Source organism: Novosphingobium sp. RL4, assembly GCF_035658495.1.
Taxonomy (GTDB): Bacteria; Pseudomonadota; Alphaproteobacteria; order Sphingomonadales; family Sphingomonadaceae; genus Novosphingobium.
Genome location: NZ_CP141945.1, coordinates 521425 through 539831 on the forward strand (window position 1 = coordinate 521425; position 18407 = coordinate 539831).

At 65.0% G+C, this 18407-nt stretch carries 14 protein-coding genes; 13 read left to right on the forward strand and 1 reads right to left on the reverse strand.

The genetic code is table 11. The annotated features are described in order from the left end of the window. The first annotated feature begins 62 nt into the window (after positions 1–62). The 13 genes from U9J33_RS19515 (at position 63) to U9J33_RS19575 (ending at position 17376) form a co-directional block, all read left to right on the forward strand. Positions 63–563: an RNA polymerase sigma factor gene (locus tag U9J33_RS19515; RefSeq protein WP_054436379.1), complete on the forward strand. Its 501-nt coding sequence runs from the start codon at positions 63–65 to the stop codon at positions 561–563. Positions 564–657: 94 nt separating this feature from the next. Further along, positions 658–1662, forward strand: coding sequence for a FecR family protein (locus U9J33_RS19520; protein ID WP_324699749.1), 1005 nt, complete (start codon positions 658–660; stop codon positions 1660–1662). A gap of 132 nt (positions 1663–1794) precedes the next feature. Beyond that, positions 1795–4329 carry a TonB-dependent siderophore receptor gene (locus tag U9J33_RS19525; protein ID WP_324699750.1) on the forward strand — a complete coding sequence of 845 codons (2535 nt, stop codon included), beginning with the start codon at positions 1795–1797 and terminating at the stop codon, positions 4327–4329. 37 nt (positions 4330–4366) lie between these two features. Further along, the gene (locus U9J33_RS19530; RefSeq protein WP_324699751.1) at positions 4367–6079 is read left to right on the forward strand and encodes a PepSY-associated TM helix domain-containing protein; all 1713 of its coding nucleotides are present in this window, start codon (positions 4367–4369) and stop codon (positions 6077–6079) included. Between the two features lie 27 nt (positions 6080–6106). Further along, complete coding sequence (locus U9J33_RS19535) at positions 6107–6421, forward strand: hypothetical protein (RefSeq protein ID WP_324699752.1); 315 nt, start codon at positions 6107–6109, stop codon at positions 6419–6421. Next, positions 6418–6756 (forward strand): DUF3325 domain-containing protein, encoded by a 339-nt coding sequence (locus tag U9J33_RS19540; protein WP_185999882.1) that lies wholly within the window; start codon positions 6418–6420, stop codon positions 6754–6756. Before U9J33_RS19535 ends, U9J33_RS19540 begins: the two co-directional genes overlap by 4 nt. After that, positions 6756–7454 (forward strand): TonB family protein, encoded by a 699-nt coding sequence (locus tag U9J33_RS19545; RefSeq protein ID WP_324699753.1) that lies wholly within the window; start codon positions 6756–6758, stop codon positions 7452–7454. Before U9J33_RS19540 ends, U9J33_RS19545 begins: the two co-directional genes overlap by 1 nt. A gap of 54 nt (positions 7455–7508) precedes the next feature. Beyond that, positions 7509–8453, forward strand: coding sequence for a bifunctional helix-turn-helix transcriptional regulator/GNAT family N-acetyltransferase (locus tag U9J33_RS19550; protein ID WP_324699754.1), 945 nt, complete (start codon positions 7509–7511; stop codon positions 8451–8453). Between the two features lie 145 nt (positions 8454–8598). After that, on the forward strand, positions 8599–10020 hold the full coding sequence (locus U9J33_RS19555; protein ID WP_324699755.1) for a serine hydrolase: 1422 nt from the start codon (positions 8599–8601) through the stop codon (positions 10018–10020). Positions 10021–10173: 153 nt separating this feature from the next. Further along, on the forward strand, positions 10174–11172 hold the full coding sequence (locus U9J33_RS19560; protein ID WP_132469209.1) for a dipeptide epimerase: 999 nt from the start codon (positions 10174–10176) through the stop codon (positions 11170–11172). Between the two features lie 194 nt (positions 11173–11366). Further along, the gene (locus U9J33_RS19565) at positions 11367–14063 is read left to right on the forward strand and encodes a TonB-dependent receptor domain-containing protein (RefSeq protein ID WP_324699756.1); all 2697 of its coding nucleotides are present in this window, start codon (positions 11367–11369) and stop codon (positions 14061–14063) included. Positions 14064–14114: 51 nt separating this feature from the next. After that, positions 14115–16058, forward strand: coding sequence for a serine hydrolase domain-containing protein (locus tag U9J33_RS19570; RefSeq protein ID WP_324699757.1), 1944 nt, complete (start codon positions 14115–14117; stop codon positions 16056–16058). 4 nt (positions 16059–16062) lie between these two features. Continuing rightward, positions 16063–17376 (forward strand): peptide MFS transporter, encoded by a 1314-nt coding sequence (locus U9J33_RS19575; RefSeq protein ID WP_324699758.1) that lies wholly within the window; start codon positions 16063–16065, stop codon positions 17374–17376. Between the two features lie 247 nt (positions 17377–17623). On the opposite strand, the gene U9J33_RS19580 is transcribed toward U9J33_RS19575, so the two are convergent. After that, the gene (locus U9J33_RS19580) at positions 17624–18292 is read right to left on the reverse strand and encodes a helix-turn-helix domain-containing protein (RefSeq protein WP_054435981.1); all 669 of its coding nucleotides are present in this window, start codon (positions 18290–18292) and stop codon (positions 17624–17626) included. Between the last annotated feature and the right edge of the window lie 115 nt (positions 18293–18407).

Below are 18407 nucleotides of genomic sequence, written 5' to 3' on the forward strand. Positions count from 1 at the left end.
GCGAACCGGTCGCAAATGCCCTAGCGGCTATCTCTCTGTAATGCTTGAACGGGTGGCGAGTCTTGGCGGATCGGGCGCTGAAACGCCTGTATCTGACGCATAAGCGCTCGGTGCAGGATTATCTTACACGGAAGCTGCGAGACCCGGTTCTGGCCGCAGACCTCACTCAGGATGCTTTCGTGCGGATCGCGGAGAGCGGACGGCTGGATACGATCGGCAATGCCCGGTCCTATCTCTATCGCACCGCGCACAACCTCGCGATAGACCACGTCCGCAAGCCGGAACGGCGCTACACCGAACACGCGGATGACGAGCGTATTGCCAATGTCCCCGAAGACATCCCCGCGGTGGACGACACCGTCGCGGCCCGGCAAACGCTGGAACGCCTGCATGACGTAGTAGGCGAGTTACCGGAACGAACCCGGCATGTGTTCGTGCTGAACAAGATCGAGGGCCTCAGCTATGCCGAGACGGCAGACCGCCTCGGCATTTCGGAGAGTTCCGTGCAAAAGCACCTGCGTATGGCGCTGGCCCATGCGATCAAGCGCCTGAAGCTCCAATAGACATGGCGATGCAGCGAAATTTACTCCCGATGGACGCGCCGACCGTCCTCCATGGTGATCGCACGAAGCGATCATCCGTCAGGGGCGGGCGATAATGAACAGCGAAACACCTGCCGACGGGCAGCGGATCGACGATATCGCGGTGGAATGGATCATCCGGCTCGGCGGCGAACCTCTCGGCGAGCATGAAAAGCAGGCGCTAGATGCCTGGCTCCAGGCAGATCGTCGCCATGCGGCGGCCTTTGCCCACGCCAGATCGACCTGGGCCAGTCTCGGCGCCCTTGCCGAACATCCCGGCCGCCTGCTGGAAGACTTGCCCCCCGCAGCTCACGCGGTGGCTCCCAGCTTGCGGAACCGCGCCTTGCACCGGATCGTGAGCGCGGGTGCCATCGCCGCCTGCGCGGCCCTCCTCATCGGCACGGGCTCGCTGTGGTACGGCGATCCGCTGACCATGTTGCGGGCCGACTATCGCACCGGAACCGGAGAAACCCGGATGGTGACGCTGGCGGACGGATCGCGCGTGCAACTAGGCCCGGACAGCGCCATAGCCGCGCGGTTCAGCGGAACGGAACGCCGCGTCGATCTTCTGGCGGGGGTCGCAGCCTTTGCAGCCGTTCCGAAAGCACGGGCGGGGAATCGTCCCTTCATCGTGTCGGCCGCCAACGGCGAGGCACGCGCCCTGGGCACCCGCTTCATCGTGGACCGCGTTCCCGGATCGGTGAGCGTGACCGTGGCGCAGCACCAGGTCCGCGTTTCGGCGAGCGGCGGATCGACGGCCCGCGCGGCCGTCCTGTCGCCCGGACAGCAGGTCGAATATGGCGCAGGCGGTCTCAGAGTAACGCGGCGGATCGACGTGGATCAGGCCCTGAGTTGGCAGCGCGGACGCCTGATCGTCAATGCGGCGCCACTGGGAGATGCGGTCGCCCGGTTCAACCGTTACCGTCACGGCCGCATAGTGGTGGCGCGGTCCGCGCTGGCAACGCGCAAGGTCAGCGGCGTCTTCGATACCAACGACATCCAGGGCGCAGTGGCGACGATCGCAGGCGAGCTCAAACTCCGGACCATGCGGGTGGGTCCGCTCCTGACGCTTCTCTACTGAGGTTCTCTTTTTTCCGCGCCTGACGAATTTCTCGAATATTTTTACCGGACCTGCCCCACTCCCCCGTCCTTCCCCTTGAGAGACGCTAATGCATGTCATTCGCGCAATTCAATCTGGCAAGGGAATGATCGAATGGGGGTTGGTTACATGGGGACCGCAAACGGCGGGTACCGGGCCGCGAGTCTTGCAACGGCAAGCGTTCTGGCGCTGCTTGCCGGGGGCTTCGCGCTTCCCGTGGCAGCGGGTGCGCAGGCCCCGGTCGCTGCGCGGCAGGGACAGGTCGCGTTCGACATTCCGGCGCAGGACCTGAACAGAGCGCTGCTCACGCTTACCGACAAGGCCGGGCTCCAGATTTTCTACGACCTGGAAAAGGTCTCCGGAAAGCAGAGCACGGCCGTTCGCGGCAATTTCGCGCCGGCAGAGGCGCTCTCGCGGCTGCTGTCGGGAACCGGCCTGACGTTCCGCTTCCTCAACGGCAACCGGGTCCAGATCGAACCCGCGCCGAAATCGGGCGACGGCGCGGTGCAACTCGGTCCGGTCCGTGTCGAGGGCGCCGGAGACGCCGCAACCGGACTTGCCGCCAGTTCCGCATCGGACATGCTCTCGTCGGAAGGGTCGCGCTCCTATACGGCCCGCGGAGCCGTCACGTCCTCCAAACTGCCGCTGACGCTTCGGGAAACGCCGCAATCGGTCACGGTCATCACCCGCCAGCAGATCGAAGACCGCAACTTCATGACGATCGACGACGCGGTCGAGGCGGCAACCGGGATGTCCGCCACCACGGCCAACCTCGGTTCGAACACCTTCAACGCGCGCGGTTTCTCGGTCGGCGCAACCCAGATCGACGGTATCCCCGGCGCGGGCGGAACGACGGGCGGATACACGCCCAATTCCGCGATGTTCGACCGGATCGAAATCGTGCGAGGCGCGGCGGGGCTGGTCACGGGCACGGGCAACCCCGGCGGCGTCGTCAACCTCGTGCGCAAGCGTCCGCTGGAAGAACAGCGATACGGGCTCGTCCTTCACGCCGGCAGCTGGAACCAGTTTCGCGCCGAAGCGGACATCAGTGTCCCGGTAACCGACTGGCTTCGCGTGCGCGGGGTCGCGGCTTACGAGGACCGCAAGTTCTTCGTGGACCTGCAACACGCCAAGCGGCCGCTGTTCTACGGCATCGCCGAGGTCGATGCGACCTCGACCACGCTTGTGACCCTGGGCGCAAGCTATGAGGAGAACCGGACCGACAGCTTCTTCAACAGCGGCCTGCCGCTCTATTCCGACGGTACCGACCCCCATCTGCCGCGCTCCTCACGCGGGCTCGCTCCCGGATGGAACTTCTTCGATGTCGAGGCGAGCAACATCTTCGGCAGCGTCGAACAGCAACTCGGCGGCGCATGGAAAGCCAGGGTTTCGGCGAACAAGCAGCACTGGATGCAGGTCTACGTCTCGCCGAACATCAATGCCGCAATCGATCCCGTCACCGGAATCGGTCCGCGCCTGACCAGCAGCATCTCGAAGATCTACAACCCGCGCGACCGCCTGGGCTTCGACGGTCAGGTCAGCGGCGATGTCCGGCTGTTCGGCCGATCGCACGAGGTCATGCTGGGCGCGTCCTATGCCAGCGAGACTGTCAAGAAACCGAAGACGGCGGTGGGAACCGTCGTCCCGGTGGTGCAATCCATCTTCGATGCCGATCCCTGGGCGACGCCGGAACCGGACTTCCCCGAACCCACGCCCACCGGTCGGTATAGCAAGACCGAAGAGACTGGCATCTACGGCGTGGCCCGGCTGAACATCGCTGATCCGCTGAAGATCATCCTCGGCGGGCGACTGAGCACCTACAAGACCGATACGCGCGCCAACCTGACCTCGGCCCATGCGCTGACCAAGGAGAGCAACGTCTTCACCCCTTATGGCGGGATCATTCTCGACGTAAGCCGCAACTGGTCGGTCTATGCCAGTTACGCCGATATCTTCCGGGTCCAGAACACCCTCTACACCGCGGATGGCACGACGCTGGAGCCCGCTGTGGGCGCGAATTACGAGTTCGGCGTCAAGGGCGAGTTCTACGGCGGCAAGCTGAACACCTCTTTCGCGCTATTCCGCATCGTCGAGAGCAACCGCTCGCAGCAGGACCCGGACAACCCGGCACCCTGCGCCGGTTCGCCGACGGGGGATGCCTGTTATGTCGCCGATGGCAAAGTGCGCGGACAGGGCTTCGAAACCGAGATTTCAGGCGAAGTCGTTCCCGGTCTCCAGGTCATCGCAGGCTATACCTATACCGACACGAAATACCTGCGCGATCGCACTGCAACCGGCGCGCCAAGCGCAAACGAGGGGCTCGCGTTCAACACCACCACCCCGAAACACCTGCTTCGGGTCTGGTCGACCTATACCCTGCCGGGCAAGCTGGACCGGCTGACCGTGGGCGGCGGCGTCAACGCGCAGAGCCGCATCTACCGCCTGTCCGGCATCTACACGATCGAGCAGAAGGCCTATGCCCTCGTCAGTGCGCGGGTCGCGTTCGACGTCAACGAGCACGTGAAGCTCGCCGTCAATGCCAACAACGTGTTCGACAAGCGCTATTACCAGCGCATCGGCACGCTGGCCTCCGACAACCGCTATGGCGAACCCCGCTCGGTCCTGTTCAACGCCCGGTTCACCTACTGATGCCGGAACGCCGGTCATGCACCCCGGAGGCGGGACGATGAAGGAAGGCTTTCGCCAGTCGATGGCCTGGCTGCATACCTGGACCGGCCTGCTGGTCGGCTGGGTGCTGTTCTTCGTGTTCATGACCGGCACGACCGGCTACTTCGACGATGAGATCACCCGGTGGATGCAGCCGGAGCGACCGCTGGCCACGGTTTCCGCCTACGTGCCACAGGCCCAGGGCGTAGCGAGAGCCCAGGCATTTCTCGAAAGCAAGGCACCCGGCGCGCAGCGCTGGTCGATCGGCCTGCCGGGCGGACGCGGGGAAACGGCTTGGACCCTGTCCTGGCCCAAGGCCGGCGGAGACAGGGACAAGACGCGCCCGCAGCGAAGCACGCGCGGGGAACACGGCGAAAGAGGCGGCAGGAACCAGCGCCTGGTGTTCGACCCCCAGGCGGGAAGCGCGGTGCCGGTGTTGTCCGGCGCCATGGGCCGCGAGACCGGCGGCGGCGTCGGGCTCTATCGCCTCCACTACCAGCTTCATTACGTGTCCCACGCCAGCGCCATCCTGATCGTGGGGGCCTGCACGATGATGATGTTGCTCGCGGTGCTGAGCGGGGTCATTACCCACAAGAAGATCTTCAAGGATTTCTTTACCTTCCGCCCCGGGAAGGGTCAGCGCAGCTGGCTGGACATCCACAATGTCATCAGCGTTACCGCGCTGCCGTTCTTCCTGATGATCACGTATACGGGCCTCATGTTCTTCATGTACGCCTACATGCCGGCGGCCATGAACCTTGCCTATGGTTCCGACCGGCAGTGGGAGAACGACGGCTACACCAATCCGCTCAACCCGCGCGCCAATGGGCAGTTTCAGCCAGGCGCAGGCGGCGAACGGCGCGGACCGTCCATCCCCGCCAGCGGGATTCCCGCGCCGCTCGCCGATCTGTCCGATCTGGTCATGAAGGCGGAGGCGCGATGGGGCCGGGACCGGATCGAAAACGTCACCGTCACCCACCCGGGAGACCGCAATGCGCGCGTGGAGATCACGCGTGCCGCAATCGGCCTCACCACCGGCCGCGACGACCGTCTGACGTTCGACGGCATCACCGGCGCGCTGCTTCGCGGGCCGCCGGAGCGCGCACGGAGGACATGGCAGGTTCAGGACAGCATGATCGCCCTGCACGAAGGCCTGTTTGCCGGACCTGTCATGCGCTGGCTCTACTTCCTGTCCGGGCTGCTCGGCTGCGGCATGGTCGGCACCGGACTGGTGCTCTGGACGGTCAAGCGGCGGCAGAAACAGATCAGGGCCGGACGGACGGATTTCGGATTTCGCCTCGTCGAATGCCTCAACATCGCGGCGATCCTTGGCCTGCCGCTTAGCATCGCCGCCTATTTCTGGGCCAATCGCCTGCTGCCTGCCGCCATGCCCGAACGCGTGGCATGGGAGTTCCACAGCCTGTTCCTCGCGATCGGCGCGATGCTGTTCTGGGCCTCTGTCCGCAAATCCGGCAAGGCGTGGGCCGAAGGCCTGTGGACCTGCGCGGCCGCATACCTCCTGCTTCCGGTGCTGAACGCCCTCACCACCGAGCGTCATCTCGGCGTCACGCTGCCCTCCGGTGACTGGGCGCTGGCCGGCGTCGACCTGACCATGCTGGCCATCGGCATCGTGCTGGCAGCGACGGCGCGCCGCGTAAGCCACCGCCTGCCGGTAGCCCGCATCGCTCGACCTGCCGTCGAAGACAAGGCCGCCCGACCGGAGGCAGCGTGAATGGACTGCATGAAAATGAGCGAGCGAGTGAAAGAAGTCGCATCGAGAGCCTCGACCCGGCACCGCCTGTCCGTCGCAAGCCGCGTAGCGGCAGCCGTCCCCGGCGCATACACCCTGACGGCGATCATGGTGATGCTGGCCGCCCAGATGCTGCTACGCGCGGGTATCGGCCCAGCGGAAGCTGTGCTGGCCGCCACCATTCCCGCCTTTCTCGTCTATGCGGCGATGGTCTGTGCGGTTTTCCACGCCAGAAGCGCCGCGCGGGCCTGGGCATGGCTGGCAGGCGCTGCAGCCCCCATCGGCGCACTGTTGTGGATCATGACCGGGCCGGTGCTGCGATGATGCCCGTTGCAAGCCTGCTTCTCTGCCTTGCGGCCTTCGCGGTACTGGCAATGTCCCTGCCGCGCCACCACCGGGACGTGCTCGGCACGACGCCTGCCCCACGGCGCGAACGCAGCCTGAAAGGGCTTGGTTGGGCGCTGCTCTCCTTGTCACCCGTGCCCTTGACGATAGGCACGGGGATATCGATCGGCATCGCCTTCTGGTTCGGCACGACCACGCTCGCGGCCCTGCTGATTGCCATCATACTCGCCTATCGCCCGCGCCTCCTCGTGCCCGTCGGTGTTTCGTCGGTCCCGCTGGCCCTTGCCGCTTTCTGCCTTTCCCGGGGACTGTGATGCCAACGATCCGAAATCCACATGAAAGCTGGCAGGGTGGCAGCCGGACCAAGGGCCTGCTGATGACCATCATGGTCTACGTCGTCCTGCTCGGCCTGTTCTTCGCCCAGTGGCACGCACGCACCCGGCCCGTACCGCCGGTCAGCCTGAGCGCATTCAACGTGGCTCCCCCGGCCTCGCCGCCGGAACAGCCGCGCGAAGTGCCGCCCGGCCCCGAACAGGTCGAGGCGAAGGAAAAGCCCGCGATCGACGCGGTTCCCGATCTGCCGCCGCCCGAAATCCAGATCCCGGCGCCTCGCCCGCTGCCTGCCGAGAAGCCTGCCGATGTTTCGGATCCCGCGCCCCCTGTGGAAAGGACCACCGCCCCAGAAGTGCGCCCCGCGCCGCCGGCCCAGCAGGCGAGCAACGATAAAGCCGCCTGGGAAGGCCTGATTCTGGCAGCGTTGAACAAGGTCAAACGCTATCCGCGAGAAGCACAGTTCCGCCGCCAGCAGGGCGTTCCCTATATTCGCTTCGCGATCGACCGGAACGGCAAGGTGCTGTCATCCGCGCTCGAACGATCATCGGGCATGAGATCGCTCGACGAGGAAGCCGTGTCGCTCCCGAAGCGCGCCCAGCCCCTGCCCAAACCTCCCGAGGAAAGGAAAGGTGCCACCATCGAACTCGTTGTCCCGGTGGAGTTCTTCCTGGCCCGATGAGCATCGCGACCGGCCATAGTTGACTCAGTCAACATTATGGCGATACCTGCGTTCATGGGCAACACAATCGAAACCGTTCGCACCTTCAATCGCTTTTTCACCCGCCACGTCGGCGCCATCGACGAGCGCTTCCTGGGCACGGAGACGAACCTTCCCGAAGCCCGCCTGCTGTTCGAGATCGCCCGCCGCGAACCCGTTCTGGCAAACCAGCTTCAGGACGCGCTCCGCCTCGATCGCGGGTATCTGAGCAGGATGCTCGGCCGGTTCGAGGAACGGGGCTGGATCGCGCGACACCGCACGGAAGCCGATGCGCGCGCTCGCCCGATAAGCCTGACCGCTTCCGGCCGCGCCGCGTTCGACCTGATCGACGAAAAGCAGCGCTCGGCGATCGGGGAGGATCTGGAGCGGCTGAGCACGATGGAACAGGGCGATCTCGCCGTGGCGCTCTCCCATGCCCGGCTGCTGCTGGACGACAAGGCAGCGGACACGTTCACGATACGGCCGTTCCGCACCGGGGAAGTGAGCCAGATCGCGGCGCGGCAGTCGGTTCTCTATGCGCAGAGCCACGGCTGGAAGCATCAGTTCGAAAGCCTGGTCGTTGACACCGCCGCGGCTTTCCTGCGCAATTTCAAGCCGGGGCGCGAGCAATGCTGGGTCGCTGATATTGACGGAGTCATGGCCGGAGCCGTCTTCCTGACCGATGAAGGCAGCGGCATTGCGCGGTTGCGCCTGCTCCATGTCGAACCGTTCGCGCGGCGACGCGGCATCGGCGATGCGCTGGTGCGCGGATGCATCGGGTTCGCGCGGGAGAAGGGCTATTCGCGGATCAACCTCTGGACCCAGACCAGCCTGGAATCCGCTCGGCGCATATACGCCCGGCTTGGATTCACCTGCATCTCCACCGAGGTGCATCATGAATTCGGCGAACCCGTGCAGGGGGAGGCCTGGATGCTGGAGCTAGCCAATCCTGCGAATCCTGAGCACATAATTTCCAAATGAGTTGAATTTCTCTAATTAGAGAATATTATCCACCCACCATGTCGAGTCTCGTTCCGTGCGCAGGACGCGCGGAGCGAGGCTCGGTACAACTGGAAGGGGATGACGCAAGCCAAGCCGCGCGCCCGCTTCAAGGGGGTGTTACTTGATGATCCGCTTCCCACACCATTCCGCGCTTACCGGCCTTGCCCTGCTGCTGGCCACGCCGGCTTTCGCGGCTGCGCCGCCGATTACGGGACCGGCAGACCTCGGCACTGCAGTCTCGGCACAAGTCGCCTGCGCAGGGATTTTTGTGTCCGGCCGCGCCGAAGCCGATGTCCTGCGCGACGATGTTCGCGCGCTCGCACCCTTCACGCAGGGCATCTCGCTGGCGGTCGACCGCGAGGCAAGAACGGTAACGGCAAGCACCAGCGGCGGCGCGCCGCGCACGGCCTTCTATCGCCCGGCGGCAGGCTGCACCTTGCTGACCAGGGACCTATCGCCCGCCGCGCTCGATGCCCAGACGGCCAGGCTGGGTGCGGCATGGACCGGCACTGAAGGACCATGGCCGCAGCCCAAGGCCGCGCCCGCGAAGATGGTCGGCGGCGCGCTGGAAAGCGCCGTTGCCGCCGCATTCGACGGCGCGAACACCGGCGGCTATCCCGACACCCGGGCCGTCGTCGTGATCCAGCACGGCCGCATCCTCGCCGAGCGCTATGCACCGGGGTTCGACCGCAACACCCGCTTCCTCGGATGGTCGGCCACGAAAAGCGTCATGGGCACGCTGGTCGGCATCCTGGTCGATGAAGGCAAGCTCCGCCTCGACGCGCCGGCCCCCATCGCGGAATGGCAGAAGCCCGGCGATCCCCGCGCCGCCATCACCTTGCGCCAGTTGCTCAACATGACCAGCGGCCTGGCCTTCGAGGAGCCCTATCGGCCCGGCAGCGATTCCATTCGCATGTTGTTCCAGGCCGGAAACATGGCATCCGTCGCCCTCGCCCGCCCCGCCGAACATGCTCCGGGATCGAACTGGAGCTATTCCTCCGGCACCAGCAACATCCTCTCCGAAATCGTCTTCCGCGCCACCGGCGGCACGCTGGAAGGCATGACGCGCTTCGCCCGCGAGCGTCTGTTCGATCGGGCCGGAATGACCAGCTTCCTGATCGAACCGGACGAAAGCGGCGTGATGGTCGGCAGTTCCTATGGCTATGCTACCGCGCGCGATTGGGCCCGGTTCGGCCTGCTTTACCTGAACGACGGAAAGGCGAACGGCAAGCGGCTGCTATCCCGCGACTGGGTCCGGTTCGCCAGAACGCCTTCGGATGGCGCGCGCCAATTCTACGCCGGGCAGTTCTGGCTCAACCGCAGCGACGAGAACGGCCCGAAAAGCACCTATTTCAGGAACCTTCCCGGCGATGCCTTCATGGCGATGGGCCACAACAGCCAGATGATCATGGTGATCCCCTCACACGATACCGTGATCGTCCGGCTGGGCTGGACGCCAGAAGGGCAGTCCTTCGATTACGACAAGTATCTGGCTCCGATCGTGGCGGCGTTGCCCGCCTCCGGATTGGCCGTGTCCGCGCGATGACCTGACGCCGCCCGCGTTCCGCGCGGGCAAGTTCGCCCCGATCCAGCCCCGCCACTCCCTGCGACGTGCCCGGACTATCCGGGCGCGAACGGTTTGTCGCGCCTGCATGGCCCGGCGGGACGGCGTGGTTTTCGAAATCATGGAGACTATCTGATGCATCCCCTCAAGCTCGGCGTTTCGGTTGAAACGCTCCGCCTCGCCGAACCCTTCCGCATCTCCGGCCGCGAGATCGACAGCGCCGACGTAATCGTCATCACTCTCGACGACGGCCGACATCAAGGCCGGGGCGAGGCCACCGGCGTCTACTATATGGGGGACGAGATTCCGCAAATGCTGGCCGCACTCGAACAGGCGCGCGCCGCCATCGAGGCGCATCCCGGACGCGAAGCGCTGCGCTCGATCCTGCCGGCAGGCGGCGCACGCAATGCCGTGGATGCTGCGTTGTGGGATCTGGAAGCACAGCGATCGGGCATGCCTGCATGGCAGCTGGCCGGGCTTGCCAGGCCCGCTCCGTTGCAGACGACCTTCACCATAGGCGCCGACGAACCGGCGGAAATGGCCGTGCGCGCAAAGGCCTATACCCATGCGCGCGCCATCAAGGTCAAGCTCACCGGAGAGTTGCCGCTCGATATCGCCCGGATCAGGGCGATCCGGGAGGTGCGGCCTGACGTCTGGCTCGGTGTCGATGCAAACCAGGGATTTTCCATCGGGGACATGGACGCGCTGGTTGCGGCAATGGTGGAGGCGCGGGTCTCCCTGATCGAACAGCCTCTCGCCCGCGGGCGAGAGGCAGACCTCGACGGGTATCGTTCGCCGATCCCGATCGCGGCGGACGAAAGCGCGCTGACCCTCGCGGATGTGCCGGGGCTGAAAGGCAGGTTCGACGTGATCAACATCAAGCTGGACAAGTGCGGAGGCCTGACAGAGGGCCTGCTGATGGCCGCCGCCGCGCGCGAGGCGGGGCTTGGCGTCATGGTCGGCTGCATGGTCTGTACCAGCCTCGGAACCGCGCCGGGTTTCCTGCTGGGGCAACTCTGCGACCTGGTCGATCTCGATGGCCCCCTGTTCCTGAAGCAGGACCGCCAGCCCGGCGCCATTTACGAAGACGGCACGATCCGATGCGACGAGGCCGTCTGGGGCGGCGTGCGATGACGCCGCCCTTCTGGAGCCATCAATTTCTCTGAAATGACATTTATGTCTCATTTAGGATTGCAATGTCCTTTATGAGGTGTTCATATCCATCCAGTGAATCGAAGGGTTCGGTCGCGCACATCAAACAATGGCGGACACGCGCATACCGGCTCGCCGGATGCACCCTTCGACACGTCCAAAAAGGGGGTTTGAGCATGAGGTCCGGAAAATTGATCTGGCTTGCCGGCACCGCGTTGGCGGGACTGGCAGGTGCATCGCCGTCGTGGGCGGAAGAAGCGCGACAGGACGGCCAGTCGGATATCATCGTCACGGGTTCGCGCATCCAGCGCCAGGGCTTCGATGCCCCCACACCCACGACCGTGCTCAGCGCCGAGGAGCTGCGGCAGGGCGACCGGCCCAGCCTGGCGCAGGCACTCAACGACATTCCGCAATTCCGCCCGACCCAGACCCCGGAAACGACCACCGCCAACGCCACGTCCGCCGCCTCTCCCGCCGACTTGCGCGGGCTGGGGCCGGTCCGCACGCTCACACTGCTGGACGGCCACCGCTTCACCGGCAGCGCGGACCTCAACAGCGTGCCGCAGAACCTCGTCAAGCGCGTCGATGTCGTGACCGGAGGCGCTTCGGCCGCATGGGGTTCGGGCGCTGTCGCCGGGGTCGTCAACCTCATCCTCGACGACGACCTGACCGGCGTGAAGATGGGCATGAACCAGGGCATATCCTCGCGCGGGGACGGTTACCGCTATGGCGGCGACATTGCCTGGGGGACGAAATTCGCGGGCGGGCGCGGGCACGTCATGGTCGGCGGTGAATATCTCGAGAGCAAGGGCGCGTTCGACCGCGCCTCGCGGCCCAACCTCAACGCCGGGCTGTTCCAGCGCGCCGATGGTCAGCTCGTGCTTGCAAACGACGTCAACCTGACTGTGCTCAACCGCGGCGGTTCGATCCTGGGCCTCACCGCGGCGCCCTACAACCTGGTGTTCAATCCTGACGGTTCGATCGGACCACTTCCGCTCGGCAGCGAGACTTACGGCCAGCAGACGACAGGCGGCGGCGGGCAGAGCCTCTACGACTACATGGCCGTCAGCGCGCCCTACAAGCGAACGAACCTTTTCGCTCGCGCCAACTACGATCTGACCGACGACCTGACGGTCTGGATCAACGGCAGCTACAACCGGATGGCGGCGAACTACGCCTTCTTCCCGGAAACCTCGGTTTCGGTGGTGATGCCCGACAACGCCTTCCTCACCGACACCGCCAGGGCGCAACTCTCCGCCGCGGGCGTATCCACGCCCTTCGTGCTCGGCCGCATCCTTGATGACGTCGGCAAGGACCGCATGCTGACTTTCGGCTATACCCGCCGCAACCTGGAAGGCGCGATAGGTCTCGATGGAAAGTTCGGCAACGGATGGAGCTACCGGGCCTATTACGACCACGGCGAACTGCGCAGCACGCAGACGCTTTCCAACCAGCGCATTACCGCGAACTTCGCCAAGGCCATCGATGCGGTTCTGGTGAACGGCACCGCGACCTGCCGGGTCAATGCCGATTCTGCGACCGCCAACGACGATGCAGCCTGCGTGCCGATCGATATCCTCGGCAACGGCAAGATCACCGAGGCCGGCGTCGCCTATGCCTTCGGTGCCGCTTCGCAGATCACCACGACGAAACTCGATACGGCGGGCGTCAGCCTGGGCGGACAGCCGTTCTCGACCTGGGCAGGCCCGGTGGATATCGCGCTGGGGGCGGATTTCCGCTGGGAGAAATTCGTCACGAATTCAACCGATGCCCTGTCTCTGGCTGGCGCATTCTCGACACTGAACTATGCCGCGACGAACGGCAGGTTCGATGTGCGGGAGTTCTTCGGCGAGATCAACGTGCCGCTGCTCGACCTGGCCGAAACCGCCCGGCTCGAAGTCAACGGCGCGGCACGCTATTCCGACTACAGCACCAGCGGCGGAATCTGGAGCTGGAAGACCGGCGGCACGCTGCGGCTGATGAACGACCTGCTGCTGCGCGCGGTCTATTCGCGCGATATCCGCTCGCCCAGCATCAGCGAGTACTACCTGAACCGGGCCACCAACATCAGTTCCGCGCTCGATCCCTACAACGGTAACACGGTGGCGCAGAACGTCGTCAGCTATACCGGCGGCGATCCCAGCCTTCAGCCCGAAGTCGCGCGCACGCTGACCCTGGGCGGTTCCTATTCCCCCCGCTTCGCACCGGGACTGCGGCTCTCGCTGGATTATTATCACATCAAGATCGACGATGTGATCGTGACCCTCCAGACGCAGGACGTGCTCAATCTCTGCGCCGCGCAGCATCCTGACGATGCCCTGTGCGGCGGGCTGATCACCCGCAACGCCAATGGCAGCCTGGCATCGGTACAGCGCAGCTTCCGCAATCTCGCGCAATACAGGACCAAGGGCCTCGACATGGAGGCCGCCTATCAGGTGCCGCTGGGCGATGGCCGCGTGACCCTGCGCGCGCTCGCGACCCATGTCATGGAACTACTGATCGACGACGGCGTCTCCGTGACCGATCGCGCCGGCATCGTCGGAGGCGATACCACGTTCTCGACACCGAAGTGGCGCGTGACCACATCGGCAGGCTATGACGACGACCGTTTCGGCGCCGACCTTCGCCTGCGCTATGTCAGCGGCGGTCGATATACCAATGTCACCGGCCCGAACGGCGAACTGCCTCTGGGCAACCGGATCGCCAGCCGCGCCTACGTCGATCTCGGATTGCGCTTCAAGGTCGGAACCTTCACGCTTTTCGGCAACATAAACAACCTGTTCGACCGCGATCCGCCGAGAACGCAATACAGCAATCCCAACTATGACGTGATCGGCCGCTATTTCTCCGGCGGAGTGCGACTGAACTTCTGAAACAGGGCGCGAGCCAACGAAGCGACAACCAAGGGGCGCAAGATCGTGCGAATGATGAAGTATCTGGCCGCCGGCGCACTCGCGCTTGCAGGCGGCGTGACCATGGCCGAAACCGCGCGGGTCGCGCCGCCGGTCGAAACGGCGCCCGTCGGCGGCTCGCGCATCGATGGCGGGCACGTCCTCACGCGAGCGGACGCTGACGCCTGGCTCGACGGTTTCATGCCCTATGCACTCGCACGGGGAGATCTGGCAGGCGCGGTCGTCGTCGTCGTGAAAGACGGCGCCGTGCTGACCCAGCGCGGCTTCGGTTTTGCCGACATCGCCTCGCGCAGGTCGGTGGATCCGGCAAGAACCCTGTTCAGGCCCGGCTCCGTGTCAAAGCTCTACACCTGGACCGCCGTGATGCAGCAGGTCGAAGCTGGACGGCTGGATCTCGACGCGGACATCAACCGCTATCTCGACTTCAGGATTCCGCCCTTCGAAGGGAAGCCGATCACCCTGCGCAACCTGATGACCCACACTTCGGGCTTCGAAGAGGCAGGGCGCGGCCAGATCCTCGCGGACGATGCGATCCTGCCGCTCGAAACCGTCATCAAGCGCTGGACGCCGCACCGGGTCTATGCTCCCGGATCGACGCCTGCCTACTCGAACTACGGCGCGGCGCTGGCTGGGTACATCGTGCAGCGCGTGTCGGGAATGCCGTTCGAAGACTATATCGAGCAGAACATCTTCCGGCGCCTCGGCATGAAGTACGCCACGTTCCGCGAACCGCTGCCTGCCGCGCTCAAGCCCTTCATGGCGACAGGCTACGACCTGGCATCGGGCGATCCCAAGCGGTTCGAGACCGTATCGATGACCCCGCCCGGCGCCGCCTCCATCAGCGGCGGCGAGATGGCGAAGTTCATGATCGCACACCTCGATCAGGGCGGCCCCCTGCTCCGGCCCGCAACGGCGAAACTGATGCATTCGCCCGCCAACGAACCCCTGCCCGGCATCAACCGCATGATGCTCGGCTTCTACGAACAGAAGATCAACGGCCGCAGTGCCATCGCCCATGCCGGCGACCTGCAATGGTTCCATTCTAACCTTGTGCTGTTTCCCACAGAGCGTGTCGGCATCTTCGTTTCCCTGAACGCCATGGGCAAGGACGCGGCGGCCGGCGTTGTCCGCAATGCCGTGGTCAGGCAATTCGCCGATCGCTACTTCCCGGCACCGCCCGCGCGGGCGCCCAGAGATCTCCCGACCTCCCGACAGCACGCGGCACTTGTTGCAGGCACTTATGCGACGACCCGCACCCCGGTGGACAACTGGGCCGCGATGATCGGCTTCGCAACCCAGATCAGGGTCGGCACGGACAGGGACGGCAAGCTCTCGGTCCCGGCGTTCAAGTCCATCGGCGGCGCGGCGCGCCACTGGATCGAAGTGGCCCCCTTCGTCTGGCAGGCCGCCGAAGACGGCGAAAGCTTTGCCGCGCGGGTGGAAAACGGCAAGGTCACGCGCGTATTCTACGAACCGGTCGCGCCGTTCATGGTCTGGGACCCGGTTCCCTGGTATCGCGACAGCGCATGGCTTCTGCCGCTTTCCGGCGCCGCGCTGGCGATCATCCTGCTCACCGCCCTCGCCTGGCCGATCGGCGCCATCGCCCGCAAGCGCCATGGCGCAAAGCAGACGCTGGCAGGCCGCGACCTCATCGCCTGCCGCGCCGTCGCAGCCGGTGCGTGGCTGGTTCCGCTTCTGCTCGGAAGCTGGGGCTTCGTGATCGCCCGCGTGACCAAACTCGTCACCCCTGGTGCACTGATCCTGTTCAACCAGATCGTCGGCGCGCCGCTGTTCCTCGGTTTCGCTGCCCTCACCGCCTGGAACATGCTCCTCGTCTGGAAAGGGAAGCGGGGCTGGTTCCCGAAAACGTGGAGCGTGCTGCTCCTCCTTTCCGCGCTGACCATTCTCTGGCTGGCCGTGGCGATCCACCTGATAAGCTTCGGCGCCGACTGGTAAGGTCATGCACGGAAAACCTGCACTCACGGCGGCGACGCGCAACTGGTTCGGCCAGCCGCCGGGGCTGACCGTCCTGTTCCTCACCAACATGTGGGAGCAGTTCTCCTACTTCGGCATGCGCGCACTGCTGGTCTACTACATGACCCGGCAACTCATGCTGAGCCAGGGGCAGGCCTCGTTCGTCTACGGCGCCTATACGGCCTGCGCTTATTTCACGCCCATCGTGGGCGGGATGATCGCGGACCGCTGGCTGGGCAAGCGCCGCGCAGTCACGCTGGGTGCCACGATCATGGCGACCGGGCATTTCATGATGGCGTTCGAACCGCTGTTCTACGTGGCGCTGGCAACGATCGCGCTGGGCAACGGCCTGTTCCTGCCCAGCCTGCCCAGCCAGATCAACGACCTCTACGCATCCGGCGATCCCCGGCGCGGCTGGGCCTACAACGTCTATTACCTCGGCATCAATATCGGCGGCTTTCTGGCGCCATTGATCTGCGGCACGCTGGGCGAGATCTACGGCTGGCACTACGGCTTCGGCGCGGCCGGGATCGGTATGTTCGTGGGCCTGCTCATCTACCTCGCAGGCCAGCGCCACCTGCCGCCCGAGCGGTCACCGCAAGCCGGAGCAGACGAGAGCGAGACCGTAACCGGGCCGGCCGACTATCGCCGCACATGGTTGGTCCTGGCCGCCGTGGGCCTTTGCGTGACCGTATTTCGCGGCGCCTACGAACAGGTAGGCAATACCGTTGCGCTCTGGGCCGACAGCGGGATCGACCGTCGCCTCGGCAGCCTGACCATTCCGATGACATGGTTCCAGTCGCTCAATCCCCTGCTGGTCATGATGCTGACGCCGCCGTTGCTCTCGATGTGGCGGCGGCGGGCAGAGCACGGCCGAGACACAGCGCCAGCACGGCGCATGATGCAGGGCGCGTTGATAGTCGCCATGGCCTATGCCCTGCTCGCGGCCGTTGCCTGGCAGGCGGGCAGCGGGAAGGCGGACTGGCTTTGGCTGGTGCTGTTCTTCGCGCTGTTCACGGCGGGCGAACTGTTCATCCTGCCGACCGGCCTCGGCCTGTTCGCGCGCCTCGCCCCGCCGCGCCTCGGGGCGACCACCGTGGCGGCTTGGTACCTCGCGATCTTCGCCGGCAGCCTTGGCGCAGGTCTGGTGGGAACGCTGTGGAGCCGCATGGGCCATGGCACCTACTTTGCCCTGCTCGCCGTGATCGCCGTGATCGCCGCAGTGCTGCTTCGCCTGCTCGACCCGGCCGTTCGCCGCGTCGCAGAGGAACACCGCACGGGAGGCCCGACGGATGCATGAGAGTATGTCCCGAATAGACCCAGGACATCGACAGGCGCCCCCTCGTCATCCCCCGGCCTGTCTGCTGTTCCCCGGAGATACGGCCGGCATAATCGAGGCTTGCGGCAAATAGCTTGGCGCATGAACTGAGGGCGCTGGAATATGCCTATATTTCAAGGCCAATCGTCGCAACTTAGGCCATTTTTGTAAGTGCCGAAGCGACGCCCCGAATAGCGCCGCTCATGAGTTTACGGTTCAGGCCGGCGCCTCATTCCTTGCGCGAGGCCCGCTTTTTCTGCGCCGTTTCATCGCCGGAAGCCGTTTTGCGCTGCGCCTCGTGGATCAGGCTGGACAAGTCCTCCTCGGCGCTGGACATGACACTGACGATCGTCGTCTCCTTGTGCCCCGGCGCGCAGACATAGGCGTGGCCCATGCCGGAATCGATGTAGATCGATTCTCCCGCCTTCAGTTCTAGCGGCTCGTAGAACTCGGTGTGGACAGTGATCGCACCATCGACGACGAAGATGAACTCCTCGCCCGAATGCCGCAGCAATTGGCCGAATTCGCCAAGAGACTGCGCATGGATGCGGGAGATCACCGGCACCATCCGTTTCTGGCGCAGTTCGGTGCAGAGGTAGTAGTATTCGTAGTTGGGCGTATCGACCCGCACAGCCCGGTCCAGCGTTCCCACGCTGCGACGCCCCATGATCGTTGCCGGCGCGCCTTCTCCCTCGGCGAAGAGGTCGGCGATGCTGATGTTCAGCCGCTCGCCTAATTGCTGGAGCTTGTCGTAAGTCAGCGAGAGGCGGTCGTGCTCCACCTTGGACAGGGTGGAAACGGGAATGCCGCAAAGCTCGCTCATTTCCTTGAGAGTCCAGCCATTCCGCGTGCGCAAGTCGGCGATTACCGCGCCCAAGCTTCTACGACCGCCTGCCATCCAAATCGCTCCCGCTCAAAAGCCCATCTAGGCGCATTTTGTCCTAATTGGAAATTACCCCTTATCATCCGCCAGCAGTATTAGACAACGGAGAGGTTGCCGACCGGACATACAT

What these genes read in the sequence shown, in the direction of transcription:
- U9J33_RS19565 (WP_324699756.1), top strand. Translation starts at nt 11,367, where the DNA reads ATGAGGTCCGGAAAATTGATCTGGCTTGCCGGCACCGCGTTGGCGGGA.
- U9J33_RS19545 (WP_324699753.1), top strand. Translation starts at nt 6,756, where the DNA reads ATGCCAACGATCCGAAATCCACATGAAAGCTGGCAGGGTGGCAGCCGG.
- U9J33_RS19525 (WP_324699750.1), top strand. Translation starts at nt 1,795, where the DNA reads ATGGGGGTTGGTTACATGGGGACCGCAAACGGCGGGTACCGGGCCGCG.
- U9J33_RS19570 (WP_324699757.1), top strand. Translation starts at nt 14,115, where the DNA reads ATGATGAAGTATCTGGCCGCCGGCGCACTCGCGCTTGCAGGCGGCGTG.
- U9J33_RS19520 (WP_324699749.1), top strand. Translation starts at nt 658, where the DNA reads ATGAACAGCGAAACACCTGCCGACGGGCAGCGGATCGACGATATCGCG.
- U9J33_RS19580 (WP_054435981.1), bottom strand. Translation starts at nt 18,292, where the DNA reads ATGGCAGGCGGTCGTAGAAGCTTGGGCGCGGTAATCGCCGACTTGCGC.
- U9J33_RS19555 (WP_324699755.1), top strand. Translation starts at nt 8,599, where the DNA reads ATGATCCGCTTCCCACACCATTCCGCGCTTACCGGCCTTGCCCTGCTG.
- U9J33_RS19530 (WP_324699751.1), top strand. Translation starts at nt 4,367, where the DNA reads ATGAAGGAAGGCTTTCGCCAGTCGATGGCCTGGCTGCATACCTGGACC.
- U9J33_RS19550 (WP_324699754.1), top strand. Translation starts at nt 7,509, where the DNA reads ATGGGCAACACAATCGAAACCGTTCGCACCTTCAATCGCTTTTTCACC.
- U9J33_RS19560 (WP_132469209.1), top strand. Translation starts at nt 10,174, where the DNA reads ATGCATCCCCTCAAGCTCGGCGTTTCGGTTGAAACGCTCCGCCTCGCC.
- U9J33_RS19575 (WP_324699758.1), top strand. Translation starts at nt 16,063, where the DNA reads ATGCACGGAAAACCTGCACTCACGGCGGCGACGCGCAACTGGTTCGGC.
- U9J33_RS19540 (WP_185999882.1), top strand. Translation starts at nt 6,418, where the DNA reads ATGATGCCCGTTGCAAGCCTGCTTCTCTGCCTTGCGGCCTTCGCGGTA.